Source organism: Aestuariivirga sp., assembly GCF_020252395.1.
Taxonomy (GTDB): Bacteria; Pseudomonadota; Alphaproteobacteria; order Rhizobiales; family Aestuariivirgaceae; genus Aestuariivirga.
Genome location: NZ_JADCDB010000004.1, coordinates 53,271 through 71,115 on the forward strand (window position 1 = coordinate 53,271; position 17,845 = coordinate 71,115).

At 63.9% G+C, this 17,845-nt stretch carries 16 protein-coding genes, 1 tRNA gene and 2 pseudogenes; 13 read left to right on the forward strand and 6 right to left on the reverse strand.

Annotation, left to right across the window (positions count from 1 at the left end):
- Positions 1-145 precede the first annotated feature (145 nt).
- Positions 146-577: a ribosome silencing factor gene (gene rsfS, locus IOC82_RS03650; protein ID WP_290544823.1), complete on the forward strand. Its 432-nt coding sequence runs from the start codon at positions 146-148 to the stop codon at positions 575-577.
- Complete coding sequence (gene rlmH, locus IOC82_RS03655; protein ID WP_290544824.1) at positions 574-1,056, forward strand: 23S rRNA (pseudouridine(1915)-N(3))-methyltransferase RlmH; 483 nt, start codon at positions 574-576, stop codon at positions 1,054-1,056. Before rsfS ends, rlmH begins: the two co-directional genes overlap by 4 nt.
- Before the next feature lie 65 nt (positions 1,057-1,121).
- Here rlmH and IOC82_RS03660 read toward each other — a convergent pair whose 3' ends face one another.
- The 4 genes from IOC82_RS03660 to IOC82_RS03675 all read right to left on the reverse strand — a co-directional run bounded on the left by IOC82_RS03660 (position 1,122) and on the right by IOC82_RS03675 (position 6,155).
- On the reverse strand, positions 1,122-1,853 hold the full coding sequence (locus IOC82_RS03660) for a twin-arginine translocation signal domain-containing protein (protein WP_290544825.1): 732 nt from the start codon (positions 1,851-1,853) through the stop codon (positions 1,122-1,124).
- Between the two features lie 138 nt (positions 1,854-1,991).
- Positions 1,992-2,555, reverse strand: coding sequence for a hypothetical protein (locus IOC82_RS03665; protein ID WP_290544826.1), 564 nt, complete (start codon positions 2,553-2,555; stop codon positions 1,992-1,994).
- A 5-nt stretch (positions 2,556-2,560) separates the two neighbouring features.
- Positions 2,561-5,053 carry an arylsulfatase gene (locus IOC82_RS03670; RefSeq protein WP_290544827.1) on the reverse strand — a complete coding sequence of 831 codons (2,493 nt, stop codon included), beginning with the start codon at positions 5,051-5,053 and terminating at the stop codon, positions 2,561-2,563.
- 79 nt (positions 5,054-5,132) lie between these two features.
- The gene (locus IOC82_RS03675) at positions 5,133-6,155 is read right to left on the reverse strand and encodes an AraC family transcriptional regulator (protein WP_290544828.1); all 1,023 of its coding nucleotides are present in this window, start codon (positions 6,153-6,155) and stop codon (positions 5,133-5,135) included.
- 168 nt (positions 6,156-6,323) lie between these two features.
- Here IOC82_RS03675 and IOC82_RS03680 point away from each other — a divergent pair, with 168 nt between their 5' ends.
- The 7 genes from IOC82_RS03680 (at position 6,324) to IOC82_RS03710 (ending at position 13,319) form a co-directional block, all read left to right on the forward strand.
- Positions 6,324-7,556, forward strand: a complete 1,233-nt coding sequence (locus IOC82_RS03680) for a peptidoglycan DD-metalloendopeptidase family protein (RefSeq protein ID WP_290544829.1) — start codon at positions 6,324-6,326, stop codon at positions 7,554-7,556.
- Positions 7,553-8,905 carry a S41 family peptidase gene (locus IOC82_RS03685; RefSeq protein WP_290544830.1) on the forward strand — a complete coding sequence of 451 codons (1,353 nt, stop codon included), beginning with the start codon at positions 7,553-7,555 and terminating at the stop codon, positions 8,903-8,905. The genes IOC82_RS03680 and IOC82_RS03685 overlap by 4 nt, the downstream gene beginning before the upstream one ends.
- A 157-nt stretch (positions 8,906-9,062) precedes the next feature.
- Positions 9,063-10,295: a divergent polysaccharide deacetylase family protein gene (locus IOC82_RS03690; RefSeq protein WP_290544831.1), complete on the forward strand. Its 1,233-nt coding sequence runs from the start codon at positions 9,063-9,065 to the stop codon at positions 10,293-10,295.
- A complete protein-coding gene (locus tag IOC82_RS03695; protein WP_290544832.1) occupies positions 10,295-10,792 on the forward strand; it encodes an RNA pyrophosphohydrolase in 498 nt (165 codons plus the stop codon). The genes IOC82_RS03690 and IOC82_RS03695 overlap by 1 nt, the downstream gene beginning before the upstream one ends.
- A gap of 37 nt (positions 10,793-10,829) precedes the next feature.
- A complete protein-coding gene (locus tag IOC82_RS03700; RefSeq protein ID WP_290544833.1) occupies positions 10,830-11,009 on the forward strand; it encodes a DUF2964 family protein in 180 nt (59 codons plus the stop codon).
- Between the two features lie 6 nt (positions 11,010-11,015).
- Positions 11,016-11,678: an HAD family phosphatase gene (locus tag IOC82_RS03705; protein ID WP_290544834.1), complete on the forward strand. Its 663-nt coding sequence runs from the start codon at positions 11,016-11,018 to the stop codon at positions 11,676-11,678.
- A 234-nt stretch (positions 11,679-11,912) separates the two neighbouring features.
- Positions 11,913-13,319, forward strand: coding sequence for a DEAD/DEAH box helicase (locus IOC82_RS03710; RefSeq protein WP_290544835.1), 1,407 nt, complete (start codon positions 11,913-11,915; stop codon positions 13,317-13,319).
- Positions 13,320-13,653: 334 nt separating this feature from the next.
- On the opposite strand, the gene IOC82_RS03715 is transcribed toward IOC82_RS03710, so the two are convergent.
- Positions 13,654-13,833, reverse strand: coding sequence for a hypothetical protein (locus tag IOC82_RS03715; protein WP_290544836.1), 180 nt, complete (start codon positions 13,831-13,833; stop codon positions 13,654-13,656).
- Positions 13,834-13,860: 27 nt separating this feature from the next.
- Here IOC82_RS03715 and IOC82_RS03720 point away from each other — a divergent pair.
- The 4 genes and pseudogenes from IOC82_RS03720 to IOC82_RS03735 form a co-directional block, all read left to right on the forward strand.
- A pseudogene (locus IOC82_RS03720) lies at positions 13,861-14,085 on the forward strand (hypothetical protein); the annotation flags it as partial.
- 110 nt (positions 14,086-14,195) lie between these two features.
- A tRNA-Arg gene (locus tag IOC82_RS03725) sits at positions 14,196-14,272 on the forward strand.
- 322 nt (positions 14,273-14,594) lie between these two features.
- Positions 14,595-16,037, forward strand: a complete 1,443-nt coding sequence (locus tag IOC82_RS03730; protein WP_290544837.1) for a mannose-1-phosphate guanylyltransferase/mannose-6-phosphate isomerase — start codon at positions 14,595-14,597, stop codon at positions 16,035-16,037.
- A gap of 104 nt (positions 16,038-16,141) precedes the next feature.
- Entirely contained in the window at positions 16,142-17,203 is a 1,062-nt protein-coding gene (locus tag IOC82_RS03735) for a glycosyltransferase family 2 protein (RefSeq protein WP_290544838.1), read from the forward strand.
- 292 nt (positions 17,204-17,495) lie between these two features.
- On the opposite strand, the pseudogene IOC82_RS03740 reads toward IOC82_RS03735, so the two are convergent.
- Positions 17,496-17,780, reverse strand: a pseudogene (locus tag IOC82_RS03740) (integrase core domain-containing protein); the annotation flags it as partial.
- Positions 17,781-17,845 lie beyond the last annotated feature (65 nt).

Consider the following 17,845-nt stretch of genomic DNA (forward strand, 5'->3'; position numbering starts at 1 on the left):
CAAGGCCGCTGCCCCCAAGGCGAAGCCGCCGTCCAGCAAGGCGAGGCCTGCAGCTGGCAAGGGCAAGCCCGCCGGCCGGACCAGACCCGAAGCCAAGCCGTTCCGGGCAGCGCCCCGCCCCAAAGATCTGCCGCCCAAGGAGCCCATGCCGGAGATTCCGGCCGAGCTTCTGGAAGACGCGCCGCGCGCCAAGAAGCCGCGGAAGCCGCGCGGCCGCAAGGCGGAGGCGGCAAAGCCCGTCAACGCGCTGGACGTGATCCTGGCGCAGCTCGACGACGCCAAAGCGGAGCAGATCGTGTCGATCCCGCTCGATGACCGGCGCGCCGTGGCGGATGCCGTGGTTGTGGCTTCCGGCCGCTCTAACCGGCATGTCGGCGCCATAGCCGATCAGCTTGTGCAGAAGTTGAAGGAAAAGGGCTACCGCGACCTGCGCATCGAAGGCATGCCGCAGTGCGACTGGGTGCTGGTCGATGCCGGCGACGTGGTGGTGCACATCTTCCGGCCCGAGGTGCGGAGCTTCTACAATCTCGAAAAGCTTCTGTCCGCCAGCGCGCCGGATGACCGGGCCGCGATGTGAAGCTGCAGGTGATCGCGGCCGGGCGGCTGAAGCCCGGCCCCGAAAAATCCCTGGCCGAGGACTATCTCACCCGCACGCAAGGCCTGGGCCGCAAATGCGGCATCTCCAAAATCGCAGTCACCGAATTCAATGAATCGCAGGCCTCCTCGCCCGCCGCCCGCATGGCCGGGGAAGGACGCATCATTGCGGGGGCGTTGGCGCCGAAGTGCTTCACCATAGTTCTGGACGAGCGCGGCAAAGCGCTGGCGAGCGAGGCCTTCGCCGAACTGCTGCGCCGCCACCTTGACGGCGGAACGGCCGACATGGCCTTCCTGATCGGCGGACCGGACGGACATGCGCCGGAACTGCGCGGCAATGCCGGACTGCTGATGAGCTTCGGCCCCATGACCTGGCCGCACCGGCTGGTGCGGGTGATGTTGTTCGAACAACTCTACCGCGCAGTGACGGTCATTGCGGGGCACCCGTATCACAGGGTATGAAAGAGATACCCCCTGCGTCTTCCCCCGCGCACGAGAGAAGACGTCTTGTGGAGCCCCGGAACGCGTTACTTCAGGATAAGCGACATGAAGTTCACCCAGCCGCGGGTGCCGAGATTGGCCTGGGTTTGGGCGTCGAGCGTTACCGTATCCATGCCGGCGGGCGGGATGGTGAGGATTGCCTCGTCAGACGGCAAGTCGCCGCCGGCGTCGACATCGGTGAGGAAAAAATTCGCCGGCTTGTCGGTGTCGTTGATGATGTCCAGCGTGAAGGTGAAGGTCACGTTGCCGTCATAGCCGCCGCGCTTGTAGACCGGCATGGCCATGAGCTTCTGCTGGTTGGCCTGCAGCTGCGGCACGTTGAGGAACAGGCCGACCGAGAGCAAGTCGCGCCCGTGCTTGTCGTGCTTGAACACGGCGAAGCGGGCATTGTCGCCGCCCAGCACATTGGCGAGGATCGCCGCATCGGTCTGGCCGCCGTCGGTCTTGATCAGATTGGTGGCCATCTGGAAGGTGCCGATAGCGCCGGTGCTGCCGCCTGGCGCGCAGGCCTGGAGCTGCAGCGGCACGTCCGGCGTCGAGATGGTCTCGACAGCCATGACACCCTCGTCCTTGCACCAGGCCGGTGTTATGAACTGGCCGGTGATGGCGGCGGCGACCGGCGAGGGCACGCCCGAGCGCGCCACTTCCAGGATCTGCGACACCTTGATCGGCGTGCGCGTGTCGATCTGGCAGCCGGTGAGCGCGATGGCGGCCACGCCGAGCGTCAGACCGGCAAGAAAGGTCCTGCGAGTGATCATTCTTTCCTTCTCCCTGAGAGGGCAATCAGCTGATGCGCGCCCGGATTACGAGTTTGTCTTTACAGTTGCGGAGCGGGGCCGTCGAGCCTGCACGTCCATGAATTCACCAGCGGCCGAGGGTCTGCTTCCGGCTGCGGATCAGCGGATGCCCGGGCCCCTGACACCCACGCCCACGCCGTGGAAGCCGACGCCAACGCCACCGCCGACCCCGATCCAGTCGATGAACAGCGCTGTTTCACCGCCCGTGGCCGGCGGCTTTCCGCTGACGAGCTTGTAGGTGTAGACGAGGTCCTTGCCGTCCATCCGCGGATCGAGGATTTCGACGATGGCGAGGGTATTGTTGCTCTGCCCCTCTTCATAAACCGAGAGAGCGGCATTGGGCGGGTCGGCCGCGAAATTGTCCTTGCCGGCCTTCGACGTCCACTCCTCGAGGTAGGCGTCCATCCTGATATGGCCCGCAAGCCGCTCCGGCCGGTCGGCGAAGTAGAGGGTATGGGGCGTGACATTGACGAGACGCACGGTCTTGGCCGCCTCGTCGACCTTCACGCCGCCTGACAGCTGGACGAACATCAGCATCGGCTTGGCGTCCTCCGCCCGCGCCGGACGCGCGGCCGCCAGGGCGGCCGCGGCGGCAGCCACCGACAGGCCCATCAGACCACGGCGACCGACTGCCTTGACTTGCATGTTCTCTTCGAAATTCATCCCGTTCAATCCTTCTGCATCATCTTGTTGCGGAGCATTTCCTCGTCGGCTGCGCTGAGCACCGGCCGGTCGAGCTTCACCGTCAGCTTGTCGAGCTTGGCGGTGAGCGGGAAGGGCGTCTGGTAGTCGGAATCGTCGACGGGGGTGAGCGTATCCGAGCCCACGTCGAAGCTTTCATCCCACTGCAGGATCATGGGCAGTGTTTTCTCCATCGTCTGGGTGGCGACCACCTTGCCGTCGACCGACAGCGTGCCGGTGCCAGGCCGGCCGACGCCGCTGAAGTCATTGAAGGCCAGCGTGCCGGCACCCAGCCCGTCATACTTGAAGTCGAAGACCAGCGTGTGCTTGCCAGGCGTCAACGCGTCCGGTCCCTGCCATTTGATGCGCTTCAGGTCCACCATGTTCCACGTCCAGACCGGCTTGCCCTGAAGGAGGTAAAAGCCATAGCCGCCGAAACGTCCACCGGAGGTGAGGATCATGCCTTCGGCGCCGCCTTCCGGCACCTCGATCTCCGCCGTCACCGTGTAAGACGTGTTGAGCAGCAAGGGCGAGTCGCCCTGCGGCAGGCCCACCATGGGCGTGGTATAGACGAAAGTATCGCGCCCCGCGGTGATGTTGGGCCGCGGCGCCACGATGCGTGCGGCAACCGAGGCATCGAGCGGCAGCACGTTGTATTTCTTCGCCTCTTCGTAGAACACCTGCTTCAGCTCCGCGACCTTGTCAGAATTCTGCGCGGCGATGTCCGTCACCTGCGAATAATCGGTGTTGAGGTCGTAGAGCTCCCACTCGACATTGTTGAGCGGGTCCGGATTGGCGGGTCCGAAGGCCTCCCACGGCGCGCGCTTCACCTTGGTGGAGAGCAGCCAGCCATCCTTGTAGATGGCGTGATCGCCCATCATTTCGAAATACTGGACGGAATGGCGCGATGGCACAGCCGCGTTCGCCTTGTCGAAGGTATAGGCGAAGCTGGTGCCTTCGATCGGCGCCTGTTCGATGCCGTCCACGACTTGCGGCGCGGCAATGCCCGCGGCTTCGAGGATGGTCGGCACCACGTCGATCACATGCGCGAACTGGCTGCGGATGCCGCCCACGTCGTCGATGTGGCCAGGCCACGACACGGCCATGCCCTGCCTGACACCGCCCAGATGCGAGGCGATCTGCTTGAACCAGCTGAACGGCGTGTCGAAGGCCCAGGACCAGGCAGCCGACATGTGGTTGTAGGTCTTGTCGGTGCCCCACACGTCATAGAACTTCATCTGCACGTCGACGGGCAGCATGTTGAGGCCATTGAAGAAGGCGACCTCGTTGGGCGTGCCGAGCGGGCCGCCCTCGGCGGACGTGCCATTGTCGCCGTTGATGTAGACGATCAGCGTGTTGTCGAGCTTGCCCATGTCGTCGACCGCCTGGATGACGCGGCCGATCTCGTGGTCGGTGTAGGCCGCATAGGCGGCGAACACCTCGACCTGGCGGATGAACAGCTTCTTCTCGTCATCCGTCGTCTGGTCCCACGGCTTCAAGAGGTCCGAAGGCCATGGCGAGAGCTTGGCATCCTGCGGGATGACGCCGAGCTTCTTCTGGTTGGCGAAGATCCGTTCACGCAGCTTTTCATAGCCGTCGTCGAACAGGTGCATGGCCTGGATCTTGTCCACCCACTCCTGCGTCGGGTGGTGCGGCGCATGGGTGCCGCCCGGCACGTAATAGAGGAAGAAGGGCTTGGACGGCGCCGTCTGGTTCATGCGGTTGAGATAATCGATGGCGTCATCCGCCATGGCGGTCGTCAGGTTCCAGCCGGGTTTGCCCTGGAAGGGGAAGATCTGCGTGGTGTTGCGGAACAGGTTGGGCTGCCACTGGTTGGTGTCGCCACCCACGAAGCCATAAAAATATTCGAAGCCCATGCCGATCGGCCACTGGTCGAAGGGCCCGGCCTGGCTGGCCTGGAAAGCCGGCACATTGTGATCCTTGCCGAACCACGAGGTGGCGTAGCCATTGTCCTTCAGGATGCGGCCGATGGTGGCCATGTTCTTGCCGATGATCGAATTGTAGCCGGGGAAGCCCGTCGACTGTTCCGAGATCACGCCGAACCCCGCCGAGTGGTGGTTGCGGCCGGTGATGAGGGCGGCGCGGGTGGGCGAGCACAGCGCGGTCGAATGCATCTGGGTATAGCGCAGGCCCGCCGCGGCCACGCGGTCGAGCGCGGGGGTGGGAATGACGCCGCCGAAGGTGGAGGGCACGCCATAGCCGGAGTCGTCCGTCATGATGAGCAGCACGTTGGGCGCCTGTTTGGGCGGCACGATGCGCGGCGCCCACCAAGGCGTGGACTGAAGCGCGTTATCCTTGATGACCCCGCCGAAGGGCGGCGCCGGCGCGGGCAGTTGCTCGCCGCTGATGGTGGTGGTGGCGCTGGGAGACCCCGGCGTACCGGTGACCTGCTGAGCCTGGGCACTGCCGCAAAACATGACGAGGCCGATCACGGCCAGTAGGGCGAAACGGGGCTTCATGCCATCCTCCATCCTGCAACTCGTCGGAAAGGATAGATCGACTCCGCTCCGGATGCTTGCCTTTTCGCGACAGGACCTGTCAGCCGGAGGCCGTGTGCTCGCTCTGCCGCCGCCAGGCGGAGGGCGAGGTTCCCGTCCAGCGGCGGAAGGCGCGGACGAAGGCGCTGGGCGTGGCATAGCCGAGCGAACCTGCGACGTCTGACACGGCCATCGCGGTGCGGGCCAGCAACTCGCGGGCGACGGCAAGGCGCACCTCGTCCTTCAGCTGTTCGAAAGTGATGCCCTCCTCCTCCAGCCTTCTCCCCATGGTGCGGGGGTGAAGGTTGAGGTGGGCAGCCACGCGCTTGTGCGAGGCATCGCCGGCCACAAGAAGCGGCCGGATGGCATGCCGCACACGGGGTGCAAAGCCTTGCTGCTGCTGGGCGATCTGCTGTTGCAGGGCACTGATAAGGCGCTCGCGCAGCTTGGCATCCGCGCTGGGCAGCCGGAAGCCCAGGCTGCGGCCCGGCAGGATGAGGCAGTTCTGGCCCTCATTGAAGCGAACCGGGCAGCCGAAGAACCGCCGATAGGGTTCCGGGTTGCGGGGTGCGGGCCTGCCAAGCAGCACCTCGGCGGGCCGGACCGCGCCACCCGTCAGGTCACGCACCATATTGTGACCTATCGCAGCCGAGGCGTCATAGATATGACTTGAGGGAAGGTCTGGCGCATAGATTCCAAAGCCCAGCGCATGGTCTTCACCCACCGGGTGAAGATAGGCGGCGCCCGCCGTGGAGTTGGCCATCTGCAGCATCACGAATGTACCCAGCGCACTGCCCAGCGTCTCGCAGCTCAGCATCAGCTGGCCGACGGGGCCCAGCACCGTGTGGTTCTGCGCCTGGACGATCAGCAGGCCGATGTGCTCCAGTCCGGGATAGGCGGCCGCGCGGTCAAGCATGGCGGAAATGGTGGAGATCGTCAGTTGATTGTCCGCGCGTAGGTCTGCGGCACTGAGCGAAAGCCCTTCCAGCACCGCATCAAGGCTGACGCCATAGCTTGCCAGAACGCCGGGTAGCTGTGCCAGCGGGCCAAGGCGCTGCAGGGCCAGTGATCGCGGACTGTGCATGGGGTTTTAGTGCCCGGCGAAACCCAATCAAGTCAAATCAGAAATTGTAAAGACAAGTAAGGGCCGGGCTGGCCCGTCATGATTAACGGATTGTAAATCGACCGGCGCACAAAGCTGTGGGAAGCAGCTCGCTCGGCTGATGTCAACGCAGGACCCACCGCCGGACCCATGCGGCACCTTGCAACTTCGACGGCTCTTCTGGCGCTGGCGCTCATGTTCCGGGGCGGGCCCGCCCATGCCCAGGAGCAGCAACAGCTCGACACGCTGAGCCAGCAAATCGAGAGCGGAAAGGCCAATGAGGCGCGCATCGCCGGCGAAATCGCCGCCGCGGTTCAGGCGCAGGAGGCGATTGCCGCCAAGCTCTCAGCCATCGCCCGGTCGATCCAGTCGCAAGAAAACGCCGTGGCGCAGAGCGAAAGGGGCCTGGCGAAGCTCCGCCAGGACCGCGCCGAAATCCTCACCGCGCTGGGCGAGAAGCAGGACGTTCTGTCGGAACTCCTCGCCGGTCTGCAGCGGCTGGAACAGAACCCGCCGCCTGCCCTCGTGGTCGATCCCGGCGACATTCTGTCCGCCCTGCGCGGCGCCATGTTGCTCGGCACCATTGCCCCCGAACTCCAGGACGAAGCCAAAGCCCTCGCCGCCAAGCTCGACCAGCTGAAGGCGCTCGAGGCAACCATCGCCACCCGCAAGGAGGACGTCTCCCGCGAGATCGCGCGGCTCAACGGCGAGCGCGCCGCGCTGAAGGACCTCGTGACGCAGAAGAAGGCCCTGGTGAGCCAGGGCACGGCTGAACTCGAGGCCGAGCGCCAGCGCATGGCGGAACTGGCCGAGAAGGCGAAGTCGCTGAAGCAGTTGCTTGCCAACCTCGAGGCCCAGCGCCAGCAGCAGGAGGCCGCCAAGGCCGCGGAACAGCGGCAGCGTGAGAGCCAAGAGGCCCTGCTGCGCCAGCCCAGGCTTGCCTTCCCCGATGCCCGGGGCAAGCTGGCCTTCCCAGCGCAAGGGTCCATCGTCCGCCGCTTTGGCGAGCCGGACGGGCTGGGCCGCGACACGCAAGGGCTGATGATCGCCACCAGCGCCAATGCCCAGGTGACGGCGCCGGCCGATGGCAAGGTGGAGTTCGCAGGCCCCTTTAGGTCTTATGGAAAAGTTGTCATATTGAACCCGGGTGGCGGCTATCGCTTATTGCTAGCGGGGATGGACAAGGTCACGGCGGGCGTGGGAGAGTTCCTGCGGGCGGGGGAGCCCGTCGGCGAAATGGGATCCGGCCCTGCTTCCGTCACACTTTTCGGTGATGTGGTGCCGGACGGTAGGCCAGTGCTATATATCGAATTCCGGGATGGCACAGAGGCCATTGATTCAGGTCCTTGGTGGATCGGCGGTTTGAAAGAGGCGAGTGGATGACGAAGAATACGCGGTTGCAGAATTTCGGCCTGGTGCTGGCGGGTGCGGTCTCCGCCTCTCTGTTGTGGCAGGCCTTCGGCGTGGCCGGCGCGGCCTCCTCCAATGCCGACACCTACAAGCAACTGAACCTCTTCGGCGATGTGTTCGACCGGGTGCGCGCCGATTATGTCGAGGAGCCCGACGAGCAGCAGATGATCGAGGCCGCCATCAACGGCATGCTCGCCTCGCTCGACCCGCACTCAAGCTATATGAACAAGAAGCAGTTCGCCGAAATGAGCGTGCAGACGCGCGGCGAGTTCGGCGGGCTCGGCATCGAGGTGACGATGGAGAACGGCGTGATCAAGGTGGTCTCGCCCATCGACGACACGCCCGCCTCGAAGGCCGGCCTGATGGCCAATGACCTGATCGTCAAGATCGACGGCGCGGACGTGCAGGGCATGACACTGAACGACGCCGTCGAAAAGATGCGCGGCAAGATCGGCACCGACATCACGCTCACCATCGTGCGCGACAAGAAGGACCCCTTCGACCAGAAGCTGACGCGCGACAAGATCCGCGTGCAGTCGGTGAAGTATTCGGTCGAGGACAGCAGCATCGGCTACATCCGCATCTCCTCCTTCACGGAGCAGACGCAGGAAGGCCTCGAAAAGGCGATGGACCACTTCCGCACCACGCTCGGCGACAAGGTGAAGGGCTACATCATCGACCTGCGCAACGATCCGGGCGGCCTGCTCGACATGGCGATCTCGGTCTCCGACACCTTCCTCGACAAGGGCGAGATCGTGTCGACCCGCGGGCGCCACGCCGACGAAACGCAGCGCTTCAACGCCACCAAGGGCGACCTCGCCAACGGCAAACCCGTCGTGGTGCTGATCAACGGCGGTTCGGCCTCTGCCTCCGAAATCGTGTCGGGCGCGCTGCAGGACCACAAGCGCGCTACGCTGATCGGCACCAGGAGCTTCGGCAAGGGCTCGGTGCAGACCATCATCCCGCTCGGTGGCGATGGCGCGCTGCGCCTCACCACAGCGCGCTACTACACGCCATCGGGCCGCTCGATCCAGGCCAAGGGCATCGACGCCGACATCGTGATCGAAGAAGAACTGCCGCCGGAGCTGAAGGACAAGAACGTCTCGACCGAGGGCGAGGCCGGCCTCAGGGGCCACCTCTCCAACGAGGCGGGCGGCGACGAGGGCGGCGGCTCCTCGGCTTACGTTCCGGAAGACAAGACCAAGGACCTGCAGCTCAAGGCGGCGATCGACTTCCTCAACGGGGTGAAGGTCGTGTCCAACGCCAAGCCCAAGGACGAGAAGCCGAAGGACGGCGCCACGCCGGACACCACCGCGAACTGAACCTCAGCGTTACCGGTCGAAGATACCCGGCCCAGCGCCGGGTATTTTGTTGTCACTTGGCGGCGGTTTCATCAACTTTCTGATCAGGATTAACAGGTCGTTAACGGTGCTGACCCGAAAGTCGGTGGCAACCGAATCATGCTTAACGAACAGAATCATGTCCCGTAACGAGATGCGCCAGCCGCTGAAGCGGCTCAGCCCCGCGCAGCGCCTGTGGCGCCGGTGCCCGCCCGCGCTGGTGATGATGTCTGGCGTTGTGGCGCTGGGCTTCGCGAGCGCCGGCCTATGGCTTTCCCGCCCGCCCCCACCGGGAACCGGCGAACCTGTGGTCGTGGCCGCGATCCCGGAACAGGCCGAGATCATCACCTCCTCCATCACCCCTGCCGACGACGCGGAGGCCGACGCCCGGGATCAAGGCCCCGCTGACCCCATCGACCCGAACGCCATCGAGATTATCGGCGGCGAGCAGATAGACGATGCCGGACAGATGCCCGCCGCCCAAGTGGAGGACATTGCCCCGGAGGACGCCATGGCGCCGGAAAAGCACGAGGCAATGATCGTCGTGCCGCCGCACCGGCCACTGAAGAAGGCGCCGGTCGAAGCGGTGACGGAAAAGACGGACCAGGGTCCATTGCCGCGCATCGCTTCGGGTGGCAAGACGCCCTTCGACGTCTATTCGCAGGTGATGCCGCTCTCTGTCGTCCATTCCGACTGGCCGAAGATCACGCTTGTGCTGGGCGGCATGGGAATCAACGCACGGCTGACGAAGAAGGCGGTCGAGCTGCTGCCGGGCGACGTGACGCTGGGCTTCGCCCCCTATGGCGAAAACCTCCAGTCCCAGGTCAATGCCGCGCGCGCCGGGGGACACGAAATCCTGCTGCAGGTGCCCATGGAGCCGGTGGGCTACCCGGGCGCCAACCCCGGACCCAGCACGCTGCTGACCGATGCGAAGCCCGAGCAGAATCTTGCCGCGCTCAAATGGCTGATGAGCCGTTTTGCCGGCTATTCCGGCATCACCAACTACATGGGCGCCCGGCTGCTGGTGACCGAGGATGCCCTGCGGCCGGTAATGAAGGAAGTGAAGGCCCGCGGCCTCGTCTATCTTGAGGACGGCAGCGTGAGCATGACGCTGTCATCGAAACTTGGACAGGAGCTGCGCCTGCCGGTCCAGCGCGCCAGGCTGGTGATCGATGCCGAGCCCACATCGGCGGCCATCAAGGCAGCCCTGGCGAAGCTCGAGCAGGAGGCCGCCGAGAACGGTTCGGCGATCGCCACCGGGTCGGGCCTCGACGTCACCATTGAAACCGTCGCCGAATGGGCCAAGACCTTGCAGCAGAAGGGCATACTTCTGGTGCCGGTGAGCGCCGCCTACAAGGGACGAGCGACCTGATGGCAAAGCGCGGCGAGATCGCCGCCTACCGCCCCTGCGTCGGCGTCATGCTGATCAACAAGGCGGGTCTCGTGTGGATCGGCCGCCGCTTCGACAAGCAGAATGACGAGGGCAAGGGCCACTGGTGGCAGATGCCGCAGGGCGGCATCGACAAGGGCGAAGACGTGCGCGCCGCCGCGCGCCGCGAACTGGCCGAGGAAACCGCTGTCACTTCCGCCGAGATCATCGCCGAGTCCGCCCACTGGTACACCTATGACCTGCCGGAGCACCTGATCGGCAAATCCTGGAACGGCAAGTATCGCGGCCAGACCCAGAAATGGCTGGTCCTGCGCTTCATCGGGGACGACTCTGAAATCGATCTGGCCCCGCCCGGCCACAGCCAGGAATTCGACCGGTGGCGCTGGGCCCGCATGGATGAGCTGTTGGAGCTGATCGTGCCCTTCAAGCGGCCCGTCTATGAGCAGGTGCTGAAGGAATTCAGGCACCTCGGCGCGTGAGGTTGCCCTTGCGGCGGAACCCTTCTAAAGCCAGCCCATGTCCACCGCCCAGATTGTCCAGATCCTCACCACACTCGCCGGCATCGCGCTGGCGGTGGCCGTGTTACTGTTCAGGACCCATGACATGCTGGTGAACGGGGTCATCGCCTTCGTGATCTTCGTGGCAGCGGGGATGGCGGCGGCGACCGCCCATGCGAAGCTCGCGCGGAAGGGCTGACCCCGCGTGGCGCATCTCATCTTCGATTGCGATGGTGTGCTCGTCGATTCCGAGCCTTTGTCGATGCGTGTGGATGTTGCGATTCTCGCTGAGAACGGCGTCGTCATGAGCGAGGCGGAAGCGCATCGGCGCTTCGTCGGGAAAACCTTTGCGGCGATGCTGGAGGAGATGCGCCGGGAGTTCGGTGCGGCCTTCCCCGCCGATGCCTCCACCCAAAAGGACCTGCGGCTCCTGAAGCTCTACGAAACCGACCTGCGCGCCGTCGACGGTGTCGAGCAGGCACTGGAAGCCCTCGGGCCGCAGCGCTTCAGTGTCGCCTCGAACTCTCCATTGGAGCGAGTCGATACTGCGCTGCGCATCACTGGCCTCAGCCGTTTCTTCGGCAACCGCATCACCACCTTCGAACACGTCGCGCGCGGCAAGCCGGAGCCTGACGTGTTCGTCGAGGCCGCCCGCCGCGCGGGCTACGCGCCGGAGAATTGCATCGTGGTGGAAGACTCGGTGACGGGTGTTACGGCGGCGCACCGGGCGGGCTGCCAGGTGCTGGGCTTCACCGGCACCCACCCGCACCCCGAGGAGCAGGCGCAGAAGCTGCTCGCCGCCGGCGCCCGCACCGCTTTCGCAAAGATGGCCGAGCTGCCGCAACTGGTGGCCGAAAGAATACTTTGACATCGCACCGCAACACGCCCATATGGATCGGGTCGCTCGAGGCCGATAGGAATACGTGAGGCGCAGCCAAGCTGCAGCCGTTCTGGCCCAACAGCAAGCGACACTCCCGAACATACCTTTCACGTGGGTAGGTTTCAGCGCCCGCCCGGCCTGGATCAGATTCCCTGATCCTCGCACTTCGGACATGGCTTGCGCTGCCCACTCATGCTCCGAAGACCGAAAGAAGAAATACAAGTGACCAGTTTTACCGACCTCAACCTCTCCGAACCCCTGCTCCGCGCGCTTGCCGCCGAGGGTTACGAGAAGCCAACCCCCATCCAGGCCCAGTCGATCCCCAGCCTGCTCGCAGGCAAGGATCTGCTCGGCATCGCCCAGACCGGCACCGGCAAGACGGCTGCCTTCGCGCTGCCGATCCTGCAGAAACTGGCCGCTCACCCCGAGCGCGCTGCGCGCGGCGCCTGCCGGGCGCTGATCCTCTCTCCCACGCGTGAGCTCGCCGCCCAGATCGGCGAGAGCTTCCGTGTCTATGGCAAGTTCCTGAAAGTGTCGCGCGCCGTCGTCTTCGGCGGCGTGTCGCTGAACAAGCAGATCGACATCCTCAGGGGCGGCGTCGACATCGTGGTGGCCACGCCCGGCCGCCTCGTGGACCTGATCGAGCGCAAGGCGCTGACACTGGCCAAGGTCGAGATCTTCGTCCTTGACGAAGTCGACCAGATGCTCGACCTGGGCTTCATCCATGCCATCCGCAAGATCACGGGCATGCTGCCGGCCCAGCGCCAGAACCTGTTTTTCTCGGCCACCATGCCGAAGGAGATCGCGGGCCTTGCCGACAAGCTGCTCACCGACCCGGTGCGCGTCGAGGTGGCGCCTGTCGCCACCACCGCCGAGCGTGTCAACCAGTCGGTCATCCATGTCGACCCCGCCAACAAGGCCAAGCTTCTGGCGGAGCTGCTCAAGGACAACAACATGACCCGCACGCTGGTGTTCACCCGCACCAAGCACGGCGCCGACAAGGTGATGAAGCATCTCTCCAGCGCGGGCTTCACCGCCGCCGCCATTCACGGCAACAAGAGCCAGAACAACCGCGAGCGTGCGCTGGCGGGCTTTAAGGCTGGCAAGGTGCTGGTGCTGGTGGCAACCGACATCGCCGCGCGCGGCATCGACGTCGATGGCGTGTCCCACGTGGTGAACTACGATCTGCCGCATGTGCCGGAATCCTACGTCCACCGCATCGGCCGCACGGCGCGCGCCGGGGCCGATGGTTCGGCCATCGCCTTCTGCACGCCGGAGGACCGTGGCCTGCTGCGCGACATTGAGAAGACCATCCGCGCCCAGGTGCCGGTGGTGGAACACGCGCTCGGCCTCAGGGGCGTTCAGCAGCTTGCCCCGACCTTCGGCTGGAACCCGGTGAAGGACAAGCCGCAGGGCGGAAAGCCCCACACCAGAGGCCAGAAGCCCAACCGCAACCACGGCGGCGCCCAAGGCCAGAAGCAGAGCAGCGGCAAGCCGCAGGGCCAGAAGCCGCAGGGTGCGAAGCCTCATCAGCCGAAGCACGACGGCGGCAGCACTGGCGGCTCCCAGGCCCCGAAGCGCAGCGGCGGCAGCAATTGGATGACCGAACTCGGCAAGCGCCAGGCCTGAACACCGTATACGGATCAATTTCGGTGAATAGCCCACTGGAGATGGCGGGCTTCTTGGTATGGCTAAGCTGATCCACTCTCGGGTGGCCGAACGCGAAGCAACATGAACTGAAAGAGCCCGTGGACTCTTCCACGAGCCTCCAAGAGGCAGGCTTGGGATTATTGTCAACAACGCGCTGGAGGAGACTGCATTCAACCGGGCGCGGGACTGCCGCAATGCGGCGGCTCTGCGGAAGGCGGGCTGGGCTTATCCTCATCATATGGCAATGCGCTTCGGATCACGTTCTTCGGCGGAAGTTCCGGGCTCCGGAAGAGCGCCAGACGGCCGCTGCCCGCTACGGCATCGTGATCCCGCTACAGCCGCCCTGGTTGCGTTCCAGGGTCTGGCGGTTGGCGGTGGAGAGAGATGAATTGAACACCGTGGCTTCGGAGACGGCGCCGATCCGAAACACGGCTGAGGACGTGCCGAAGCTGGAGAAGTTCGGACCGGTGGTGACGCCGTCCAGCGCACCCACCACGGTATTGCCAGTGGCCGACACCAGGGTGACGATACGCAGAACGAAGAGTACTGCGACGTGGTGCCCAAGGGCATCATCGACCCGGCCAAGGCCGTGCGCATCGCCCTTCAGGACCCGGCCTCGGTCACCCCGCTCTTCATCACCACGGAAGCGATGATCGCCGGGAAGCCCAAGGACAAGCCCACAGGCGCCATGAGCGGCGGCATGGGAGGCATGGACTTCCAAGAAGTCCTGTCAGCTTCAGGCTGAAACGAATGAACCCCGGGTGAAATCCCAGGGTTTTGTCTTTCGCCGCGGTGCGCCCCCCGCCCGTCACGCTTGCATTTCTCAAGTCGGCGGACTAAAGACAGCGCTGGTCAGCGCCCGTAGCTCAGCTGGATAGAGCACCAGACTACGAATCTGGGGGTCATGGGTTCGAATCCTGTCGGGCGCGCCATTTTCTTCAAATGTATCAATATTTTACGAAGCAGCTCCTTGCGCCAGAAACTGCCACCCCCGGCCTGGTCGCGCCCGTGTCGCGTTTTGGCGTTCGGCATCGGTTCCCCGGCATTCAACCGAATTCTACAGACGGTAGACCAGCAAGCGCTATGCGCGGTCGTGTCCCCGGGCGTGGTGTAGGTTCTGGAGGTGGGTGTGACCTGCCAATGAACTTTCATCCAGCAGCTTTTAGAGCCTTGGCCACCCGCGCGACGGCGGCGAAGAGCCAACCAGAGCATGACAGTTGACATTTGCCGCGATCATGGCGCAGGGAACTCAGCGTGATTGACGGAAGGTTGCCGGTGATCGTTCCAGTATTGTTGTGCGGCGGCAGCGGCACCAGGCTCTGGCCGTTGTCGCGGCAGGCCTTTCCGAAGCAGTTCGTGGCGCTTCTGGGCGAGGAAACCCTGTTCCAGGCCGCGGCCCTTCGGTTGTCCGGACCCGGCTTCGCACCGGCCCTGGTGGTGAGCGGCGAGCCCTTGCGCTTTATCGCCGCCCGGCAGCTGCGGGAGATCGGCCATGCCGCCCAGGCGATCCTGGTGGAGCCGGAGCCGCGCAACACGGCACCCGCCGTTCTCGCCGCGGCGCTATACCTGATCGAACAGGGCGGGGACGCCATGATGCTGGTGGCTCCATCGGACCACGCAATTCCCGAAACGCCCCGCTTCCGCGCGGCGGTGATGGCGGCGCTGCCCGCCGCGGAGGCCGGCACGATCGTGACCTTCGGCATCCGGCCGGACAGGCCGGAAACCGGCTACGGCTATCTCAGGCTGGCGCCCGGCGGCGATGCCTCGGCCTCGGCCCCGCAGCCGCTTGCCAGTTTCGTGGAGAAGCCGGACGCCACCGCAGCTGCGGCCATGCTGGCGTCCGGCGATTGCCTGTGGAATGCCGGGATCTTTCTGTTCCGCGCCTCGGCCATCGTGGCGGCCTTCGCGGCGCATGCCCCGGCCATGCTGGCGCCGGCCCGCGCGGCGGTGAAAGAGGCGCGGCGCGACAGCGGTTTCGTGACCCTCGCCGCCGGGCCATGGTCGGCGCTGCCATCGATTTCCCTCGATTACGCGATCATGGAGCAGGCCGCCAACCTGGTGGTGATGCCTTATGACGGCCGCTGGTCGGACCTCGGCTCCTGGACCGCCGTGTGGCAGGAGAGCGAGGCCGACGAGCGTGGCAATGTGCTCTCGGGCCCGGCGCTGGCCATGGATTGCGAGCGGAGCCTGCTCCGCTCCGAGGCGGACAGCGTGCAACTGGTGGCGATCGGGGTCAGCGACATCGTGGCGGTGGCCATGCCGGATGCGGTGCTGGTGGCGCACAGTTCCGCCGCCCAGCGGGTGAAGGAGGTGGCCCAGGCGCTCGGCCAGCGTGGCGCCCGGCAGGCAGCCGCCTTTCCGCATGACCGGCGGCCCTGGGGGTGGTTCGAAAGCCTGAGCAACGGCCCGCGCTATCACGTGAAGCGCATCGGCGTCGACCCCGGCGGCGCGCTGTCGCTGCAGTCGCACAAGCACCGCGCCGAACACTGGATCGTCGTGCAGGGCGTGGCCAAAGTCACCGTGGGAGAGAAGGTCGATGTGTTGACCGAAAACCAGTCGGTCTATATCCCTCTGGGCGCCGTCCACCGGCTGGAAAACCCCGGAACCGAACCCCTGGTAATTATCGAAGTGCAGACGGGAAGTTATTTCGGCGGGGACGACATCGTGCGGTATGAGGATGTGTATGGGAGGGGGTAAGTCTTGAGCGGGTTTATCTTGATTGTGGCAAACTTACGGCTGTTCAACTGGACCTTAGTCTCAGGAGTTTTGCACCCTAAGGCTTCAGCACCAGCCTCCACACTATGCCGGAACTGAAATCCCGTGGTGCTTACGAAACCGGCTTGTCGCATGTAGCTCGGATTCTGATGCCCTCGATCTCCACAGGCGTACTACGGACGAACCCGTTCGTCACGGTTATTGTACCTGTCTTCAACGTTGAACAGTATGTCGGCGCGTGCCTTCGAAGCATTCTAGCTCAAGATTATCCAAATTTTGAACTGTTGATTATTGACGACGGGTCCGCGGATGGCTCTCGAGCAATCTGCGAAGATTACGCAGAATACGACAAGAGAATAAAGGTCTTCTCTAAACGAAATGGTGGCCTGGGCAGCGCTCGCAATTTCGGTCTTGAGCGAGCAAGTGGTGATTTGATTTGTTTCGTCGATAGCGATGATCGAGTCACTACCGATTTTGTTTCATCTTTCCTGGAGCGGATTCTGGATGGTCACGACATCGCCGTGAGCGATTACGCGTCGGTTCTTCCCGATGGACGCATTCTCAACACCAACCTTATTGCTCTATACGATGGAGAGCGAGACCCCGTCACTCACCTAATGTTGTCCGACAATGAGTGCAACGCATGGAACAAGATGTATAGACGGAAGGTATTCGACAACGAAAAACTTCGCTTTGGCTCCGGTTGGTTTGAGGACTTCGCCTGCATCCCTGCGATCATTGGGTCTTCCGATTCCGTTGGATTCACAAACCGAGTCACCTACCAATATGTCCAACGGGAGGGATCTATAATTTCATCGATCAAGATAACGCCACTAAGGGCCCTCGATATCATTGATGCAGCAAAGCGACTAATGCAACTGGAGCCGGTCTTCAAACCGAGGCACTGGCATACTTACTATCAATGGAAACTGGTATTGCACGTCCTGTATTTCCGATGGGCTGACCTCGCTTCAGTCAAAGACCCAGATACGCGGCGCAAGGCTAGAACGGAACTCTCCACATTTGTGAATGACAACATCCCGCTTTGGTTCATGACGGAATTTGTAAAAGAACGGCTCAATACTGGGTCTCTCATCAGAAGGCTTAGGGAGAGAAAGTTTGTCTTTGATGTGAGGGGTAGCGCGTGATGATTTTCGACTGCTATCGGCCTCTGCGGAGCTTGTGATCGAATCCCTCACGCTCTTCGTTGTGGATAATTCTACGTTCCGTAATGGTCGCTATTCAGCGCGTTAGTGACGCTGACCTGCTGACCTGCAAAATCGAAAACTTCAAGCGCCTCGATCAGAGGCGCAAATCAGTGACTTGGGAATTGTTCACGGGGGACTTGTTGCTGTAATGCTCCGCTACCACAGATCAGCGATGAATCTCTGATTGTACAGGAACAGTAATCACCTGACAGTTGCCGCTCGCTGACGCGGGTCAGGCGGCGATGTGGTCTTGGCGGTTTCTGGGCTCCGCTGTCTCCTTCTGTTTCGGTTGGGGGTTGGGCCGGCCGGCGATGAAGTCGTTCTGTGGCGTCCTGCCGTTTATACCGCGGCCCTGGTGGGGACGTTTCGTGTTGTAGCCGGCGAGGTAGTCGTCGAGGACCGCCTGCATCTCGCCGATAGTCTCGAACCAGGTGCGCCGCCCCTCGACCCGGAAGTGCTCGTCGAGCAGGGTGCGGTGGAAGCGTTCGGCCATGCCGTTGGACTGCGGTCGCTGGACACTATCGTTTTCCGAGAGCAGCGCGCGCTGAGCCGGGTCACGCCTGGAGCACGCCGCAGGTACGG

Excerpts from the sequence above, each read along its gene's own strand:
- rsfS (WP_290544823.1), top strand. The coding sequence starts at position 146 with ATGCCGGAGATTCCGGCCGAGCTTCTGGAAGACGCGCCGCGCGCCAAG.
- IOC82_RS03660 (WP_290544825.1), bottom strand. The coding sequence starts at position 1,853 with ATGATCACTCGCAGGACCTTTCTTGCCGGTCTGACGCTCGGCGTGGCC.
- IOC82_RS03665 (WP_290544826.1), bottom strand. The coding sequence starts at position 2,555 with ATGAATTTCGAAGAGAACATGCAAGTCAAGGCAGTCGGTCGCCGTGGT.
- IOC82_RS03670 (WP_290544827.1), bottom strand. The coding sequence starts at position 5,053 with ATGAAGCCCCGTTTCGCCCTACTGGCCGTGATCGGCCTCGTCATGTTT.
- IOC82_RS03675 (WP_290544828.1), bottom strand. The coding sequence starts at position 6,155 with ATGCACAGTCCGCGATCACTGGCCCTGCAGCGCCTTGGCCCGCTGGCA.
- IOC82_RS03680 (WP_290544829.1), top strand. The coding sequence starts at position 6,324 with ATGCGGCACCTTGCAACTTCGACGGCTCTTCTGGCGCTGGCGCTCATG.
- IOC82_RS03685 (WP_290544830.1), top strand. The coding sequence starts at position 7,553 with ATGACGAAGAATACGCGGTTGCAGAATTTCGGCCTGGTGCTGGCGGGT.
- IOC82_RS03690 (WP_290544831.1), top strand. The coding sequence starts at position 9,063 with ATGTCCCGTAACGAGATGCGCCAGCCGCTGAAGCGGCTCAGCCCCGCG.
- IOC82_RS03695 (WP_290544832.1), top strand. The coding sequence starts at position 10,295 with ATGGCAAAGCGCGGCGAGATCGCCGCCTACCGCCCCTGCGTCGGCGTC.
- IOC82_RS03700 (WP_290544833.1), top strand. The coding sequence starts at position 10,830 with ATGTCCACCGCCCAGATTGTCCAGATCCTCACCACACTCGCCGGCATC.
- IOC82_RS03735 (WP_290544838.1), top strand. The coding sequence starts at position 16,142 with ATGCCGGAACTGAAATCCCGTGGTGCTTACGAAACCGGCTTGTCGCAT.